Origin of the sequence: Mesobacillus thioparans (assembly GCF_965138835.1) — a bacterium.
In the GTDB taxonomy this organism is placed as follows: Bacteria; Bacillota; Bacilli; order Bacillales; family Cytobacillaceae; genus Mesobacillus; species Mesobacillus thioparans.
In genome coordinates this window covers 102,365-118,111 of record NZ_CBCSFH010000004.1, presented here as the reverse complement: position 1 = coordinate 118,111, position 15,747 = coordinate 102,365, and the positions used below count along the sequence as shown (strand labels likewise).

Here is a 15,747-nt window from a genome sequence, read left to right as displayed (position 1 = left end):
AAGACATTTATTGTAAAATAAATGTCTTTTTTGTTATGATGAAGGAATCAGGAGACTCTTAAGAAAGGTGGTTAACACAATGCTCATTGGAGAAAAAATAAGACAACTTAGAATTCATAAGAAAATGACTCAAGATCAATTAGTAATGGGTATCAGTTCTGTTACTTACTTAAGTCGAATTGAGAATGGAAAGATCAAACCATCAAAATCGTTTTTGGAAAAAATATCACGAAGATTGAATATCACTATAAATGACTTATTGAACGAAAATTTCTCTGAAAAAGAGGAAAAAATCATTCAATTAATAGACGAATATAAAACTTCAAAGTATATATCTGAAGATGATTTCACTTTTATAAACATGAGTTCTAAGGAACCTCACAAAACCCATATTATCGTACAAATTTTCACATTTCTAATTTCATTTCATATTGATAAAAAAGATATTAGTAAAGCAAAGGAGATTTACGAGATATCAAAAAATGTAATCCCAGATAGATTTGATTACGAGTATAATGAAGTGTTTACTGCTTATTTTATTTCATGTGGAACCTTATTTTATTTATATCAAACTTATAGTGAAGCGGATCGATTCTTTACCAGAGCTGAGGGCTTGATAAACCAAGAAGATACTCTTCCTAATGCAAAACTATATTACAATCTTAGTCTTGTTAAGCAAAGGATATTAAAAAACAAAACTTTATCTTTGTATTACTCAAAAAAAGCATATGAGATTTTTCTAAAGCTAAAAGATAGTGAAAATCTTGGTAAAGTTCTAATAACAAGAGGGGTACAATTCCACCTAATAAAAGATTATAAGAAATCGTTAGAACATTTATTAGAAGCAAAAAAGTATATTGATACAGAAAAAGATAGGCACTTAAATGCTATGATCGAATATAATTTGGGACGGGTTTACCAAGGCCTTAGAGAAATTGATAAATCCATATCGCATTTTAAGGAAAGTATTAAAATAAACACATTATTAAATTTGGATGAGGAAAAAGTATATTCACTAAAAACTTTGATTGAAATCTATCAAGAAAGAAAACAATGGGATACTGTGCATTCTCTTCTTTTGGAAGCGATTGAAATTGCTGAACGGAAAAATTTGAATTATGTCCTACTAGAACTTAAAGCTATGAAAGCCAAAGGTGACTTTATCAGAAAAGATTATTATACATACGAAAAGGAAATGCAACAGATTATTGATAAAGGTATTGAATTAAAGCAAGACTTTATAGTTAACAAATTAGCAACGGAATTAGCAAATCACTTCTATGATATCCGCGCATATAAAAAGGCTGCAGACTATTATAAAATCGCTTTAACACTCGAAGATAAACTTTCTTCAGTGAATATAGCCCATATCTAAATAGTTAAATTTCCCCAAAAATTTAAGTATTTAATTGATTGAAAACTCAATTAACTTTACCTCTATCATTTAACATATTTTCTCAACTAAACTTTAGGTAAGAAGTTAAAACAAGGAGGAGAAAACATGTTAAAAAAGTCAATTGTCTTAATTGGAGTTTCATTAAACTTATTATTTGGTATTTCTTATCTTTTGGGTGATATTCAAGTGGATACTCAACAAGCGTCAGAATCCCAACCAGGACCTCTATCCCCTCCAGCAGGAGATTTATCATCTGATTCAGATGCATTAGCTTAGGAGTGATTACATGAATGTGTTGGTTATTAATGGAAGCCCTAGGGAGCTTTCTAAAACTCGGGGACTTGCCTATATTGTAAAAGAACTTTTAACTCAAAAAGGTATAGAAGTTTCTTATTTTGATGTTGGCGAAGATATGTTACCTCTTTTTAATGGGAATGTGGAGCAAAAGTTTACCGAAGCATATAAGAAACTAGATACCTTGGCTAAGGAAGCAGATGCATTTTTTATATGCACCCCTGAGTATCATAGTGCTATGAGTGGTGCATTGAAAAATACTTTTGATTTTCTAGATTCTACATATTTTAGCGGTAAATTTGTAGGAATTGGAGCTGTAGCAGGTGGAGGAAAGGGAGGAATAAACGCATTAAACAATCTACGAACAGTTTTAAGAGCATTTTATGCAATAGTCCTTCCTAACCAGATTGTTTGCGACGATGCAGATTTTAGTACCACCGGTCATTTGGTCAATAAAGAAAATATTAAAAGAGTTAACTCAATTATAGAACATTTAATAGTAACAAAAAAAAACATTAGTATATAGGAGGGAAAGTATGTTAAAAAAATATATGCCAATTAACCGGGAGCCATTTGGTGAAATAGGAGATGTTTATATAGATCATCTAGAAATAGATAGTAAAGTTCCTTTTATTTTCTAATGTATTTTCCTCCTTTTATGGCGGTTCAGTTTATTGACAAAAAAAGGGGAACTGAATTCTATTCGGTCCCCTTTGTAGTTTATTAAGCTCCATACAAGAAGTAAGTAAGCTTCACTTTAGGCCATTACTGAGTCTCCAATGTTATCTTCCTTTTTTAAAATTAGGAAGTGACCTACCTAGACTATTTATTATGCCCACTTAGGGTAGTTCATCGCATTAAAAGCGTTACATTTCGTGGCAATGAGGGGGATCTTTATGATAGATGTTAAAAAGTCTGATTTAGAACATATAAATGGCATAATTAAGGTTTGTTCAGAAGGATATCGAGATACATATATGAAGATATATTCAGATGAATACATAGAAAGAATAATAAACGAATTCTACAATTATGAGAGGGTTTATAATGAAGTCACGAATACGAGTAGTGACTGGGATGGTTGGTATGTAGCATTAGAAGACAATATAGTTATTGGAGCAATAGGTGGCGGTCTTATCAGTAAAGAACAAAGTGAAATCTTTGTACTATATTTAGATCCAAATCGCAAGAGAGAGGGAATTGGGACAAAGCTTTTACAAGCCTTAACAGAGATTCAAAGAAGTAAAGGTGCAAATAAGCAGTGGGTTTCAGTTGCCAAAGGAAATGCAAAAGGAATCCCTTTTTATGAGGCAAGACAGTTTCAATTTGTCCAGGAACAAACAAGCTTCGCTAATGGGAATAATGATAATTATGTGTCTTTGAGGTATTGCAGAGCAATATGATTATAGTCTAAATATAGATTTTGTTTGGCACCTTTACTAGTAAGTTAAGAACAATTAGTTGCTCTGCTTACCCTGATAGTCCTTAATATAAGAATATTAGAACATCAGTAACTTATTAGGTCCCAGAGAAAATGAAAGATTTAGGTATCCATTGAAAATAACATACTTAGTTTCATAAAAACAAGGGGGAAGGACAGTTTAATTTAAGCCCCTTGTTTTTATTTTATTCTTTAAATCGTTTATTTTACCGGGATTATGAAAAAGAAATTCCCGAACGTTATTTTGAGAAGCTTTATCATATGATTCCGGATTGTTGAATTAAGTAAGAGGTTTTTCGAGGGACAAGGGAGTTCGATGTCTCATTATATTCTTTGAGACCGTGGAACCGTCTCTAGGTGTGAGGATCCTAGAACTCCAATCCGTTACATTGATGGCGGTAACGTTTTTCGCGAAAGAGGTATTAATCAGCATTTTCAAAAGTCACCAATATACAGATATAAATGTTTAAAACTCAACAATAAATGGATACACAAGGAATGGAGGGATGAAGATGAAGATACTTATTATTGGTGGAGATGCAGCGGGTATGAGTGCTGCGATGCAAATGGTCCGGAACAGCTCTGGACATGAGATCACTGTATTGGAAAAAGGAGGCGTGTATTCATACGGTCAATGTGGCCTGCCTTATGTGATCAGCGGGAAGATTGAGTCCACAGATGAGTTAATCGCTCGCACTCCGTCTACTTTTAAAGAGAAATATGGCATTGATGCACGCGTCTTTCATGAAGCCCAAAAGGTGGACATAGAAAATAAAATGGTAAGTGGAGTAAACCATAGTAATGGTGGAACGTTCAGCCTGCCATATGACCGCCTTCTGATTGCAACTGGTGTAAGCCCGGTTATTCCAAAATGGGAAGGCGTGAAACTTCCAGGTATTTTCGCATTAAAGACCATCCCTGATGCAAAAGCAATCATGGATTATCTGGATAGAGATATACATAATGTGACCGTGATTGGCGGCGGATACATTGGGCTAGAAATGGCCGAAAGTTTTGCGGAGCTCGGCAAGAAGGTAACGATCATTGAAAGAAATGAGCAATTAGCCAAAATATTTGATACAGACATGGCCGAACTGATACATGAAGAAGCAGTAAAGCATAACATTGTGTTAAAAATGGGTGAATCCGTGGAATCATTCGGTGGTAGTGACCATGTGGAATCTGTGAAAACCGATAAAGGAGAGTATGAAACAGATTTGGTGCTAGTCGCTGTAGGTGTGAAGCCTAATACCTCCTTTTTAGAAGGAATTAAAACAATAGGAAATGGTGCGATCCAGGTAAATGCCTATATGCAGACCAGTATTGAGGATGTCTACGCGGCAGGAGATTGTGCCACCCAATATCACAGGGTAAAAGAAAAGGATGATCATGTCCCATTGGGAACACATGCCAACAAGCAAGGACAAATCGCCGGATTGAACATGGTTAATGTACATAAAACGTTTAAAGGAATTGTAGGCACTTCGATTATTAAGTTTTTCAATCTAACCCTCGGGAGAACAGGGCTATCAGAAAAAGAGGCAAACATGCTGAACATCCCCTGTGGCTCTGTGACCATTACAGCATCTGATATCGCTGGTTATTATCCGGATGATAAAAAAATGAAATTGAAACTTGTCTATCATAAAGAGACTCATAAGGTTCTTGGCGGGCAAATTATTGGAGAAAATGACGTCGATAAACGAATCGATGTCCTGGCGACGGCCATATTCCATTCCATGACGACCGAAGAGCTGCTTGATTTAGATTTGGCGTATGTTCCGCCTTATAACGGGGTTTGGGATCCTGTTCAGCAGGCGGCTAGGAGAGTGGAGTAGATTTGCAAAATTGGGCACATTAAATATCAGCGTATAAGCAATGGAGATTAGTTCCATTGCTTTTTTAATGTCGAGAACGATCTGTACAAAAAATTAAATTTCAATCCAAAGTTCATTCTTTTCTCACACTTGCAGAATATGATTAATGATATTTTGAATCATTAGTAAAGGAGTTTTAAAAAGTGGAAACAGTAAAAACAAAAGCTAATCCACGATTTCTTAAAACTGCAACTAACAAATCGATTGAACGGAGTGTTTTTAAATGAAAAAATTTCTGATCCTATTTATTACCCTATTTATTATGATGACAGGATGCTCCAATTCAGAATCAGGTGTAAACAAAGAGGAAGAACCTGAATTATTGGAAGTTGACCTTATTGCTCCAGAAGATATTCTTCCAGGTAACGAAGTCGTTCTGGCAGCGGAGGTCACACAAGGTGAGGAAAAAGTGGAAGATGCTGATGAAGTCAAATTCGAAGTTCGCAAAGTTGGGGACGAGGATTCGGAAATGATTAAGGCAACTCATCAAGGAAAAGGTATGTATGAAATAAAGAAAACCTTTAAAGAAGATGGGGAGTATATGGTAACGGCTCATGTTACGGCAAGGTCGATGCATAATATGCCAAGTGAAAAAATAACAGTGGGAAATCCTGCTGGAACTGGCAGTGAAACAGAGCATCATCATAGTGACACTAAAGACTCCCACGAGAATGGGGAAACAACAGAAGGTAACCACCATCATAGTCATGTATCAATTGACCTGGATACTAACCAAGATTTCAAAGTGGATCAAAAAGTGAATTTATCAGCTCAAATTAAAAACGAAAATCAGCCTTTAACAGACGCAGCAGTCCGATTCGAGATTTGGCATGGCGAGGATTCCGTCCATGAATTTGTCGAGGCGGCTGAAAAAGAAAATGGTGTCTATATTTATGAAAAAGTTTTCCCGAAATCAGGCACTTATCATATTAAGGTTCATGTTGAAAAGGGTGAGATTCACGACCATAAAGAGGAAGTTATTACAGTGAATTAGTAAACAGCAAAGAGATAAGCCATCAGAGCGTTGATTCAGGATTAACGCTCTTTATTGTTGAACTTAAAGAACGACCAACAGTTGGCTTCTGTGGTGGGAGAGGCTGATATCCTTAAAGCAGATGTATTTGATTCTACTTTTAGGATTTCAATAGGAAACAGCAATGAGTAGGCGAACCGTATCAATATACATCCATTATCCAGCCTGTCTGACATAATAAAAAAGACATATTAACACGGTCTCAATTGTAATAATCCTTATTCTCTCTTTTAGGCTGTCCGCGTAAAATGGAACTGACAATATGGCGGGAGTCCCACTCGCCTCCGGAAAACTTTATGATCGGGTACTTTTTGGGGAAGAGTTTTTTACAGATTTCATGGGCAGATTCACCTTTTTCATGGAGCGTGATGACGTCATGTTGGATGGACAGCAGGTAATCGAGCTTGCGGCTTAGAGCAACACGTCCATTTTCTACGTAACCTGCATGACTGCAAAAAATCTCCTCGAAGTCATAGGTTAATACCCGCTGTAAGGAGTCGGTGATTTGTGGGATGCTTTCTTCTGTCATCACCACCTTGGTGCGTTCCTGAACAAATAAATCACCTGTAAACAATTGACCTGTTTCCCTGCTTAAAAATACCTTATGGTCATGCGCATGGCCGGGGGTATCGATTGCATCCCAGGTAGCGGTGTTGGAAGTGAATGTTTCAGGAATCGGTTCAGCAAGGAATGGCTTTCTTCGACCCCAGAAAAGCTGTCGGTATAAGGGATAATCCGCCTTCTGGCTGCAAGACTGAATAGACTTCTGATTTAGATAGATGGGGTGCTGTGTTGATTTTGCGGCATAGGCGGCACAGCCTGTATGGTCTTCATGAAAATGAGTCAGCATTACCTGATGAAAATCCACCTCATCGATGAAGGCTTCAAAGTACTTTTTCAAGGATTGTGCGCCAGTATCGATTAAAATTCCATCTACGGCAAAACTATAGACATTTAAGGAGACACCCTGAAAACGAACTTTTCCATTCATAAAGGTAACTCCACTCTTCTCGCCTTTCGATGCACTTTTTTTCAGCAGCAAATTCATCACGCCCTCATTGTTAAATCTTCTATTACGCTAACTATAACTCAAATTGAGTTGAATAGAATATTAAACTATCTTAATTTCGGTTCGATGAGACTTGGTGTTCCACTCGGGAGTCGAAATAGCTGAATGGTGATTGAATAACCAAAGGGAAGTTAAATAATGCTTCCCTTTATGATTAGAGACATGCAGGTGGGATCCTTTCTGAAATTTAATAACAGGAAACAGGATTTTCGGGACACAAGAACAGTCCCCATTTCCATCCGTCCCTGTGTTCCATGATTCATTCCCTCCCAACATTCCAGCTAGCTTATCGATTTGTTCTTTACAGGTGAAGACAACCTGATCAATGTAGAGGGCTGACCATATTTCATTGATTCATCAATAAAAGATTCTAAGGTTTGAACCGAGCTTGTTATTAATTTCACAACAAAATTGTATTGCCCTGCAAGGCGGTGACATTCCATTACCTCTGGGTGATTTATGCAGAACTGTATGAACTGGTCACATTTTGTATTGGCATAGAGGATGATGGCCATGATTGGTTTTTTAATTTTTTCAGCATTGATCACCGCTCTGTAACCCTCGATTACCCCTTTATCTTCTAACTTTTTTACCCTTTCATTAACTGCTGGAGTAGATAATCCAACTTTCTTTCCTAACTCTGTAAATGAAATACGAGCATTCTCCTGCAAATGAAAAATGATATCATAGTCGATTTCGTCCATAATTAACACCTCTTTTAATTATTAGGTAAAACGAGTGAAATACAATAAATATTAAGCTATTTATGTAAAATACAGTAATTAATTCATGTAAGAAATGCAATGGGTAAAATAAAATATTATTTAGAAACAAGAAAAATATGTAAAATTCAGGAGGGAATAATTTATGGCTTTATTAATGAAAACAGAGTGTGAAAAGTGCACGAAAACTATCCAAGAAATCGAAATAGCTTATATTTGTGTGCATGAATGTACCTTCTGCCAAGGCTGTGCAGAAGATATGGGACATACCTGCCCCAACTGTGGAGGAGAACTTGTAAAAAGACCGAGAAAGACAGGGGCTGTCATCAGCTGCTCTTTATAATCGAAACAAATATCAGGAGGTGTTCTAATGGAAGACAAAGCGTTAATCGTTGTTGATGTCCAGAAAGCATTTGAAGATGAAAAATGGGGAGAAAGAAATAATCCTGAGGCTGAAGAGAATATCGCGAAATTATTAGATTTTTGGAGAGTAAACGGTTGGAAGGTCATATTTATTCAGCATATGAATGAGAAACCACAATCTGTTTTTCATCCAAGCGGGGAAGGTTACAAAATCAAGAAAATCGTTGAGCCGCTGGATAATGAGGTAGTCTTAACAAAAACGGTGAACAGTGCGTTTATTGGAACCGACCTAGAGGATATCTTAAGGACGAATGAACTCAACACCGTGGTGATCACCGGACTCACCACACCACATTGTGTATCTACGACTACTAGAATGAGTGGGAACTTAGGTTTCAAAACTTATCTTGTCTCAGACGCAATCGCTGCTTTTGAACTTTATGACCATAATGGTAAACATTTTTCAGCAGAAGAAGTCCATGATGTATCTCTTGCTACCCTTCAAGAGGAATTCGCAACCATACTCTCAACAGAACAACTGATTGCTCATTTCGGACATAGGGACAGGTCGCTTGTCCCATTTGGGAGTCGCAATATAAGGTGAATGACCAAAGGGGAGCTAAATAATGCTTCCCTTTAAATTTGATAAAAGACATACAGGTGGAGTTTTTTCTGTAAATTAATAACCAGGTAACAGGAATTATCGGAACGTGAAATTTGTTCCCATGTGCCTCACTGTCTGTTGCCATGCTGCCACTTGTATTTTAATCTCGTTCTCTAATTATGGAAATTTTTGCTTCAAATGCTTTCCGTCTTGATTTAAACTTAGTTCATTAACCAAGTTAAAAGAAATGAAGTGATAAAATGAACCTGAAAATACAAATCCCCTTTTTTATAATTGGTCTTATCCTTTTTAGTTACGGTATAGCCGTAGCAATCAAGGTTAAGTACTTAGGGGTCCACCCCTGGGATGTATTGAATATTGCACTTTATGATAAGTTTGGGTTAACGATTGGAACATGGAGTGTGCTTTTTGGTGTCGTGTTGGTTCTTGTATCGCTTTTGATTGATCGTACTTTTGTTAATATTGGTACTTTTATCAATGCGGTGATGGTTGGGACGATGGTTGACTTTTTTCTCTGGCTGGATGTTTTGCCCCAGGCTTCCACGCTCATATTTGATGTTTTGGTATTGCTGCTTGGTGTGGTCATCATGGGTATTGGAGGCGGCATGTATAATGCTGCTCGAATCGGATCGGGGCCAAGGGACGGGTTTATGCTTGCGATTTCAGTTAAGTTCGGGTATTCAATCAGCAGGGTGCGAATAATTGTGGAGAGTATCGTGCTGGTGGTTGCCCTATTACTGGGCGGGCCGGTCTTTATTTTTACCTTTATTTATACCTTTATCCAGAGTCCAATTTTCCAGGCTTCCTATAAGGTGTGTACTGTATGGGTTGAAAAGTTATCTGGGGCAACAACCAAAAAAGTGATTTCTATGTAATAAATCAACACAAAAGTAATGGAGAATAAGTTCCGTTGCTTTTTTTATTTATCTTTCAGAAAGTTTAGCGTGGGACATTCATTTTCATTTTAAACTAATTAAAAATAATTCTTAAAAATAACGGTAATAAGTGAAATAAATGCTGTACGTATTCGACTAATTTATAAGTATAAAAAATTGATGGGAAAATGGAGTTGACCAGCTGATGATTAGCAGCAAAATTTCAGAGTGGTTTTACTTGTACAACAAGGAAATATACCATTTTTTAGTTTATTATATCGGGTCAAGTGATGTGGATGATCTTGTGCAGGAAGTTTTTATCCGGGCAATTAAAGGATTTGATACGTATCAGGGGAAATCAAGTCCTAAAACCTGGCTTTTTTCGATTGCGCGCCATGTGGGGATCGATGAAATTAGAAAAAGGAAGCGTCTTAGGGTGAAGCAAATGATCAGGTTCTGGGATGAGCAACCAGATAAGGCAACGCCTGAGGAAATCCTCCAACTTAATGAAAATAACAGATTGCTTTATCAAGCAGTCCAATCGCTTAAAGCAAATTATCGGGACGTCATCATCCTTAGAGGGATTAAAGAACTTTCTGTATCTGAAACAGCATCCATTTTAAATTGGACTGAAAATAAGGTCCGTATTACCTACCATCGTGCGTTAAAGACCCTGCAAAAAAGCGAAGGAGGATTTTCATTATGAAAGACCATGAGAAATTTAATGATTTAGAGCGGAAAATCAGATCATTACCTGAACCTGATTTTGATAAAAAGTTTACTAAAGATACACAAGAAATGATTCATGAAAATCTGCTGCAATACGCAAGGTCAAATAATAAGAAGACAAAAAGGAGAGCTGCGGTCATGAAAAGGCTTACGGCGGGTTTAGCGAGTGTTGCTGCTATACTGTTATTCGCCATTCTTATTAGTCCGTTTAATGAAGAACGTCCTTCAAGTCCTGATTCAAATGAACAAGGGCAACAAATCAAGGAACCTCCTCCAATAGATGAAACCCCAGTTAATGATGATAAAGATCCTATAGATCAGAACGAACCTAATGATGAAGTAACGGACACAATTCTTTATAAAAATGCTGAATATGGATTCACCTTTGAGCTTCCAAAAAGTTGGGAGGGTTACAAGATTGTATCTGATTCCTGGGAAGGTATTTCTGCTGATCAACAAATAATTGAAACTGGTCAAACGCTTACAATTAGACATCCTGAATGGACGGAGGAAAAACCGAAACAAGATATCCCAATCATGATTTTTACACTTAATCAGTGGACCTTACTTGAAAAGGGAGAATTTCATATTGGGGCAGCACCTGTTGGCCCATCAATCCTGGGACAAAATAATAAGTATGTTTTTGCACTTCCAGCTCGATATAACTATGCATTTCCAGAGGGGTATGAAGAAGTAGAGAAAATATTAGAAACCAATCCTCTTCAACCGCAAAATGCAGAATAAAAGACAGTGAAAAATGATTAATGAAGACTAAATCAGGCCGAACAGAAGAAAAAGGCGAGGAATAATCATTCATTAACTTTACGGGACACCACCCCCTTACGATGTGTCGGGTGAGTCACAAATCGTATTCCTTAATCGTCTTGTGATTAAGACGGTTGAAAAGGAGACGAATGCAATGGCAAATAAGAAAACGATCATTGTAATAGGCGGCGGGTATTCGGGGGTTAATCTAATCGAAGCAATTAAGAAAGACTTTCATTGGGAGTTAAGGGAGAATATGAGGGTCATTCTGATTGATAAAAATTCGTTCCATTTTAAAAAGGTTAAATTATTTAAGGGGATAGTTAATGATAAAGTGGCGGATTTATCTGTACCACTAAAGGATTATTGCGGCACGGCTATTGAATTCATACAGGGTGAGTTAGCCAAGATCGATGCTAAGAAGCAAACCATCCGCATTGCCTTGCAGGATGGGTCGTTTGATGAACTTTACTATGATCAGTTAGTGCTGGCCATGGGAAGTGTAGTACGAGAGGCTGATTCAGATTGCGGTGGCTTCAGCTTGACGAGTCTTGAAAGTGCCAACAACATCCGAGAGCAACTGCTGAGGAAGCTGCAGTCACCTGACATCAACCTTCGAGTGGTGATAGCGGGAAGCGGGATTACCGGGATTGAAACGGCGGCCGAAGTAGGGACGTGGCTTAAAGAGGAAGCAGAAAAAGCAGGGAATAAACAGAAGAGCATTGAAATATACCTTATAAATGATAAACAGAGACTAGTAAATGATGCTCCCGAGAAAGTCGGTGAACGGATCGAGAGCAGGCTAAGGAAACACGGAATTCACGTGCTGCATCATAAAAAAGCAGAGAGGTTTACCGATAATCAACTATATTTCTCCGACAGGTCCTCTCTTGATGCCGATGTTTGTATTTGGACGATCGGATTGAAGTCTCACCCTGATCTTTGTAAATTAGGTCTTAGTCTAACGCAAGATGGAAAGATAAAAGTGGATGCATGGTATCACGCAAGCGAAAGGAACATTTATGCAATTGGGGACTGCGTCCATGTTGTCGACCCCATGAGTGGAGCGGCTGCCGCGATGAGCTGTAAAGAAGCCATTTCTCAGGCGAAAAGGCTTAGCAAAATAATGAAAGCCGATCTTGATGGCTCGACAGCAGCCCCCCATCAGACTTACCCTGATTTGCTTTGTATAGGACTGGGTCCAACGGATGGAGTGGTATGGGCTAAGAAATGGGGAATGGATTTTGTTCTTTCAGGTAAAGTGGCAGAAAGAATCAGAGAGTATACCTGGAGCATGTCCAGTATAAACCGTTGAGTCAGGGGGAAATGCATGGGGAGAGATATACAGGAACTTTATTCACAGTTTCAGCCTTTACTTTTTACCATTGCTTACAGGATGCTCGGGACCGTTTCAGATGCAGAGGATATCGTCCATGACGTCTATGTTCAGGCCAGTGTGAAAAAATTGGAACACGTAGAAAATAAAAAGGCATATCTTTGTAAAATGGTCACAAATAAATGTATTGACCATTTAAAATCAGCCAGGCACAAGCGGGAAGTTTATATTGGCCCCTGGCTGCCTGAGCCTTTGGTTTTAGAAGAAAACGATCCTGTTTCTGAGGTGATGAACGGAGAAGCTGTATCCTTTGCATTTCTTCTTCTGCTGGAAACCCTGAAACCTGTTGAGCGAGCTGTTTTCATCCTCAGGGAAGTACTGGAATATGATTATTCGACAATTTCTAAAGTATTAGGCCGAAGTGAACCTAGCTGCAGAAAAGTATTCAGCAGGGTGAAGAGTAAGTTCTCATTACTAAATGAAGAGCAGGAAAAAGCTCCGGTTTCAAGAAACAATGAAGTGATCCAATCATTCGCACTAGCCTTACACGAAGGAAACACCCAGAAGATTGAGGAGTTGCTGTATAAAGACGTTACCCTGTATTCGGATGGGGGCGGAAAAGTATATGCAGCCTTAAAGCCAATCCATTCTAAGAACCTTGTTGTCCGATTCCTAGCAAAACTATTGGCGCAAACTCAAAAAGCAGAGAAACCACCACTAGTTAAAGAATTGAATATTAACGGTGGAATCGGATTCTTAATAGTGGGAGAGGACAATGTCAAAACCGTTTTTAGTTTTCATGTCAAAAAAGGCCAAATAACAAACATCTATATAGTCAGAAATCCTGATAAACTTAAGCATGTGCCACTTCCGGCCTTTTAAAAATGAGGAAATCGGAGGGAGTTCGGCTGAGGCAATGGTACTTTTTCAGGAGCAAGGGGGAGTAACTCTTGCTCCCTTTTCGTGATTGATATATGTAAGCAAAAGGTACGTCCCTCTGCTTCCGGAACTATCCCTCTGTATCCAAACATTGGTGCGAAGTTGATATTTCAAATCTACTAAAACCGCACCCTTCCCAATAAGGGATGAGTGCGGCAGGGGACCTACCTAATTCCAAGAGGAATTAGGAATTACGTGCAAACATTACATAGTCACTTGAAATTGGTAGGATGTCGATAATACTATTTGTGTTTAAAAGATTATCGAGCTGGCTTCCTCTTACTGTTACGATTTGTGTTTTAGAATAGATATCCCCATTGAAATTCGTAGAAATCACGACACCGTTCAGGAACACGTTTTGTTGGTTGCCATAAGTGACTGTCCTCGTTTCTCCTGGACGAAGTGTAAAATAGACTACTCCATCAAAGTTGGCCGGATCCGCACCTTGACGTACCAGAAGACCAATCTGCAGAGTCGCAGCGCTGCGGTTATTGAAGATTTTTTGTGCCATTATCATTCACCTCCCATCCTTAGATTTAATACATCCTATTCTATTAACCAATAAAGGAGAGGGCTTGTATGATAGTTGGATTTATCATTTTTGTATAAATGGGGATGTAACCTGTGTTTCTTAAATGATAGGTATTATAGTGAAACGAAGGTGTTTTTAGCTCACTGACCTTGAGTGGAAATTAAGCTTTTTAGACAATGGGACGGTTCTCGTGTCTCACAAAAGGTGAAAACATGTAAATATCAGAGACGGTAGAACCGTCCCACTGTCTCAAATTGGTCCCTTTAACTTATTAATGGGGCTTCTCCTGATAAAAATAATTAGGCTTTACGATTTCGTTGTCATAGGATTTATGGAAAATATGCGTAGTAGCAGGAGATACCGGCGGAATCAGCCATGTCCAGTCCCCGGTCAAATACCTTCCAGCGCCCTTTTCCTTCTCTTCAAAAACCTTAAACTGCATTCCAGCAGTATGGTGATCGACAATTGCGACTCTGTCTTCATTGAATGAATAGAGGACGCTAGTATTCAGTTCAACAAGGGCGCGGTCTTTCCATAAGGAAGCGTTTTTCTTCGTATTCAACCCCATTTGATCTGCGATTCTTGGCAATAGATTGTAGCGGTTTTCATCTGCCAGGTTTCGTGCCCCTATTTCTGTTCCCATGTACCAGCCGTTGAATGGGGCTGCTGAATATTCTATTCCGCCAATTTCCAGCTTCATATCGGATATGAACGGAACGGCATACCATTTTAATCCTAAATCCTCGAACCATTTAAACTCCTCATGGCGCAACGGGACCTCAAGCACTAAGCTTTCGGGTATGGTGTAGCATTTTGGCGGCTTGCTGTCGACTTGAATAACCAAGGGGAGGACATCAAAATCTGTACCAGTCCCTGCCCAGCCTAGTTGTTCACACTCTTTTGTAAAATCAATAGAGCTTGAATCACCGATGATACCAAACTCCGTTTCATAACCGGCATACCGTACGAGCTGATGGTTCCAGATCCGGACAGAAGCCTTCTCGTTCTTCTTTTGCTTGAAAATGGTGATTGCCGGTCTAATCCTCCCTTGATTCGTTGCAAATTCTATATGATGGAACAGGGCATCCTTTATTTTGTCTTCGTCTTGCAGACCTCGTGCATCAAACACCGTCAAGCTGTCCCAAAAAAGACGGCCAATGCAGCGGTTGCTATTCCTCCATGCCATTTTCGCGCCATGTTCAAGTTCCTCAAAAGTATGCTCATAAGTCCCAGTTTGAGAAATCTCCTGCTTTATTAGATGAATCCTTGTTTCGATTTCCTGATCCGTTTTTTGAAGTTCTCCATAACAGTTCCGTATAAATCTTTCCGCTTCCATGACTAATTGATTAACCAAGCCTGTATCCTCCTGTTACCGATCTCGAAATTATTTTAGCATAAGGCTGCATGATCAATAAATTAAAGTGGGATATGGGTTGATTCTCATGTCACTAAATTGGCAACAAGCCATTAACGGGAGCATGGGAACGTTTGCTTCTTTTTGGTGAATGAAATTTGGAAGCGAAGGGTCCGTCCCACTGTTTCGTGTGAAGAAGGATTACCCCCCTTTTTGTAGAACTTATTTAACAATCTGGCTGCATTCTTGTTAAATACGGGTTAGTTAAATGAGCATGGCAAAAACAGGCACTTCATCTATAAAGAAGGGGAGAAACAGTACTACTTTAGGTAAAAAAAGTACGTGTTTATCCATCTCATTACCATTTCTTTTCTTTTTTATTATAGAAAAATATTAA

General features: G+C 38.4%; 17 protein-coding genes. 13 read left to right on the top strand and 4 right to left on the bottom strand.

What is annotated here, in order from left to right; genetic code table 11:
• The first annotated feature begins 79 nt into the window (after window positions 1-79).
• The 6 genes from ACNAZ4_RS09175 (at window position 80) to ACNAZ4_RS09150 (ending at window position 6,002) form a co-directional block, all read left to right on the top strand.
• Entirely contained in the window at window positions 80-1,375 is a 1,296-nt protein-coding gene (locus ACNAZ4_RS09175; protein WP_415813978.1) for a helix-turn-helix domain-containing protein, read from the top strand.
• Between the two features lie 126 nt (window positions 1,376-1,501).
• On the top strand, window positions 1,502-1,672 hold the full coding sequence (locus tag ACNAZ4_RS09170; protein WP_415813976.1) for a hypothetical protein: 171 nt from the start codon (window positions 1,502-1,504) through the stop codon (window positions 1,670-1,672).
• 10 nt (window positions 1,673-1,682) lie between these two features.
• A complete protein-coding gene (locus ACNAZ4_RS09165) occupies window positions 1,683-2,216 on the top strand; it encodes an NADPH-dependent FMN reductase (protein WP_415813975.1) in 534 nt (177 codons plus the stop codon).
• Between the two features lie 370 nt (window positions 2,217-2,586).
• Window positions 2,587-3,093 carry a GNAT family N-acetyltransferase gene (locus ACNAZ4_RS09160; protein ID WP_415813974.1) on the top strand — a complete coding sequence of 169 codons (507 nt, stop codon included), beginning with the start codon at window positions 2,587-2,589 and terminating at the stop codon, window positions 3,091-3,093.
• Window positions 3,094-3,643: 550 nt separating this feature from the next.
• Window positions 3,644-4,969: a CoA-disulfide reductase gene (locus ACNAZ4_RS09155; RefSeq protein ID WP_415813973.1), complete on the top strand. Its 1,326-nt coding sequence runs from the start codon at window positions 3,644-3,646 to the stop codon at window positions 4,967-4,969.
• A gap of 262 nt (window positions 4,970-5,231) precedes the next feature.
• Complete coding sequence (locus tag ACNAZ4_RS09150; protein ID WP_415813972.1) at window positions 5,232-6,002, top strand: FixH family protein; 771 nt, start codon at window positions 5,232-5,234, stop codon at window positions 6,000-6,002.
• Between the two features lie 241 nt (window positions 6,003-6,243).
• Here the strand turns inward: ACNAZ4_RS09150 and ACNAZ4_RS09145 are convergent, their stop codons facing one another.
• Together ACNAZ4_RS09145 and ACNAZ4_RS09140 are read right to left on the bottom strand one after the other, a co-directional pair.
• Complete coding sequence (locus tag ACNAZ4_RS09145) at window positions 6,244-7,032, bottom strand: MBL fold metallo-hydrolase (RefSeq protein ID WP_415813971.1); 789 nt, start codon at window positions 7,030-7,032, stop codon at window positions 6,244-6,246.
• Between the two features lie 359 nt (window positions 7,033-7,391).
• Window positions 7,392-7,814 (bottom strand): Lrp/AsnC family transcriptional regulator, encoded by a 423-nt coding sequence (locus ACNAZ4_RS09140; RefSeq protein WP_415813970.1) that lies wholly within the window; start codon window positions 7,812-7,814, stop codon window positions 7,392-7,394.
• Window positions 7,815-7,977: 163 nt separating this feature from the next.
• Between ACNAZ4_RS09140 and ACNAZ4_RS09135 the strand changes: the two genes are divergently transcribed.
• The 7 genes from ACNAZ4_RS09135 (at window position 7,978) to ACNAZ4_RS09105 (ending at window position 13,407) form a co-directional block, all read left to right on the top strand.
• Entirely contained in the window at window positions 7,978-8,175 is a 198-nt protein-coding gene (locus ACNAZ4_RS09135) for a DUF1272 domain-containing protein (RefSeq protein ID WP_415813969.1), read from the top strand.
• A 27-nt stretch (window positions 8,176-8,202) separates the two neighbouring features.
• The gene (locus ACNAZ4_RS09130; protein WP_415813967.1) at window positions 8,203-8,799 is read left to right on the top strand and encodes a cysteine hydrolase family protein; all 597 of its coding nucleotides are present in this window, start codon (window positions 8,203-8,205) and stop codon (window positions 8,797-8,799) included.
• A 260-nt stretch (window positions 8,800-9,059) separates the two neighbouring features.
• On the top strand, window positions 9,060-9,695 hold the full coding sequence (locus ACNAZ4_RS09125; RefSeq protein WP_415813966.1) for a YczE/YyaS/YitT family protein: 636 nt from the start codon (window positions 9,060-9,062) through the stop codon (window positions 9,693-9,695).
• 205 nt (window positions 9,696-9,900) lie between these two features.
• The gene (locus ACNAZ4_RS09120) at window positions 9,901-10,401 is read left to right on the top strand and encodes an RNA polymerase sigma factor (RefSeq protein WP_415813965.1); all 501 of its coding nucleotides are present in this window, start codon (window positions 9,901-9,903) and stop codon (window positions 10,399-10,401) included.
• Entirely contained in the window at window positions 10,398-11,168 is a 771-nt protein-coding gene (locus ACNAZ4_RS09115; protein ID WP_415813963.1) for a hypothetical protein, read from the top strand. The genes ACNAZ4_RS09120 and ACNAZ4_RS09115 overlap by 4 nt, the downstream gene beginning before the upstream one ends.
• A 175-nt stretch (window positions 11,169-11,343) precedes the next feature.
• On the top strand, window positions 11,344-12,504 hold the full coding sequence (locus ACNAZ4_RS09110) for an NAD(P)/FAD-dependent oxidoreductase (protein WP_415813962.1): 1,161 nt from the start codon (window positions 11,344-11,346) through the stop codon (window positions 12,502-12,504).
• A 15-nt stretch (window positions 12,505-12,519) separates the two neighbouring features.
• Window positions 12,520-13,407: an RNA polymerase sigma-70 factor gene (locus tag ACNAZ4_RS09105; protein ID WP_415813961.1), complete on the top strand. Its 888-nt coding sequence runs from the start codon at window positions 12,520-12,522 to the stop codon at window positions 13,405-13,407.
• 241 nt (window positions 13,408-13,648) lie between these two features.
• Here the strand turns inward: ACNAZ4_RS09105 and ACNAZ4_RS09100 are convergent, their stop codons facing one another.
• Both ACNAZ4_RS09100 and ACNAZ4_RS09095 read right to left on the bottom strand, forming a co-directional pair.
• Window positions 13,649-13,975, bottom strand: a complete 327-nt coding sequence (locus ACNAZ4_RS09100; protein WP_415813960.1) for a hypothetical protein — start codon at window positions 13,973-13,975, stop codon at window positions 13,649-13,651.
• Between the two features lie 292 nt (window positions 13,976-14,267).
• Entirely contained in the window at window positions 14,268-15,332 is a 1,065-nt protein-coding gene (locus tag ACNAZ4_RS09095; RefSeq protein WP_415814190.1) for a nitric oxide synthase oxygenase, read from the bottom strand.
• Window positions 15,333-15,747: the final 415 nt, after the last annotated feature.

Coding starts and splice junctions, on each gene's coding strand:
- ACNAZ4_RS09165 (WP_415813975.1), top strand. CDS start 1,683: ATGAATGTGTTGGTTATTAATGGAAGCCCTAGGGAGCTTTCTAAAACT.
- ACNAZ4_RS09150 (WP_415813972.1), top strand. CDS start 5,232: ATGAAAAAATTTCTGATCCTATTTATTACCCTATTTATTATGATGACA.
- ACNAZ4_RS09115 (WP_415813963.1), top strand. CDS start 10,398: ATGAAAGACCATGAGAAATTTAATGATTTAGAGCGGAAAATCAGATCA.
- ACNAZ4_RS09100 (WP_415813960.1), bottom strand. CDS start 13,975: ATGGCACAAAAAATCTTCAATAACCGCAGCGCTGCGACTCTGCAGATT.
- ACNAZ4_RS09095 (WP_415814190.1), bottom strand. CDS start 15,332: ATGGAAGCGGAAAGATTTATACGGAACTGTTATGGAGAACTTCAAAAA.
- ACNAZ4_RS09175 (WP_415813978.1), top strand. CDS start 80: ATGCTCATTGGAGAAAAAATAAGACAACTTAGAATTCATAAGAAAATG.
- ACNAZ4_RS09105 (WP_415813961.1), top strand. CDS start 12,520: ATGGGGAGAGATATACAGGAACTTTATTCACAGTTTCAGCCTTTACTT.
- ACNAZ4_RS09160 (WP_415813974.1), top strand. CDS start 2,587: ATGATAGATGTTAAAAAGTCTGATTTAGAACATATAAATGGCATAATT.
- ACNAZ4_RS09155 (WP_415813973.1), top strand. CDS start 3,644: ATGAAGATACTTATTATTGGTGGAGATGCAGCGGGTATGAGTGCTGCG.
- ACNAZ4_RS09145 (WP_415813971.1), bottom strand. CDS start 7,032: ATGAATGGAAAAGTTCGTTTTCAGGGTGTCTCCTTAAATGTCTATAGT.
- ACNAZ4_RS09135 (WP_415813969.1), top strand. CDS start 7,978: ATGGCTTTATTAATGAAAACAGAGTGTGAAAAGTGCACGAAAACTATC.
- ACNAZ4_RS09170 (WP_415813976.1), top strand. CDS start 1,502: ATGTTAAAAAAGTCAATTGTCTTAATTGGAGTTTCATTAAACTTATTA.
- ACNAZ4_RS09110 (WP_415813962.1), top strand. CDS start 11,344: ATGGCAAATAAGAAAACGATCATTGTAATAGGCGGCGGGTATTCGGGG.
- ACNAZ4_RS09125 (WP_415813966.1), top strand. CDS start 9,060: ATGAACCTGAAAATACAAATCCCCTTTTTTATAATTGGTCTTATCCTT.
- ACNAZ4_RS09120 (WP_415813965.1), top strand. CDS start 9,901: ATGATTAGCAGCAAAATTTCAGAGTGGTTTTACTTGTACAACAAGGAA.
- ACNAZ4_RS09140 (WP_415813970.1), bottom strand. CDS start 7,814: ATGGACGAAATCGACTATGATATCATTTTTCATTTGCAGGAGAATGCT.
- ACNAZ4_RS09130 (WP_415813967.1), top strand. CDS start 8,203: ATGGAAGACAAAGCGTTAATCGTTGTTGATGTCCAGAAAGCATTTGAA.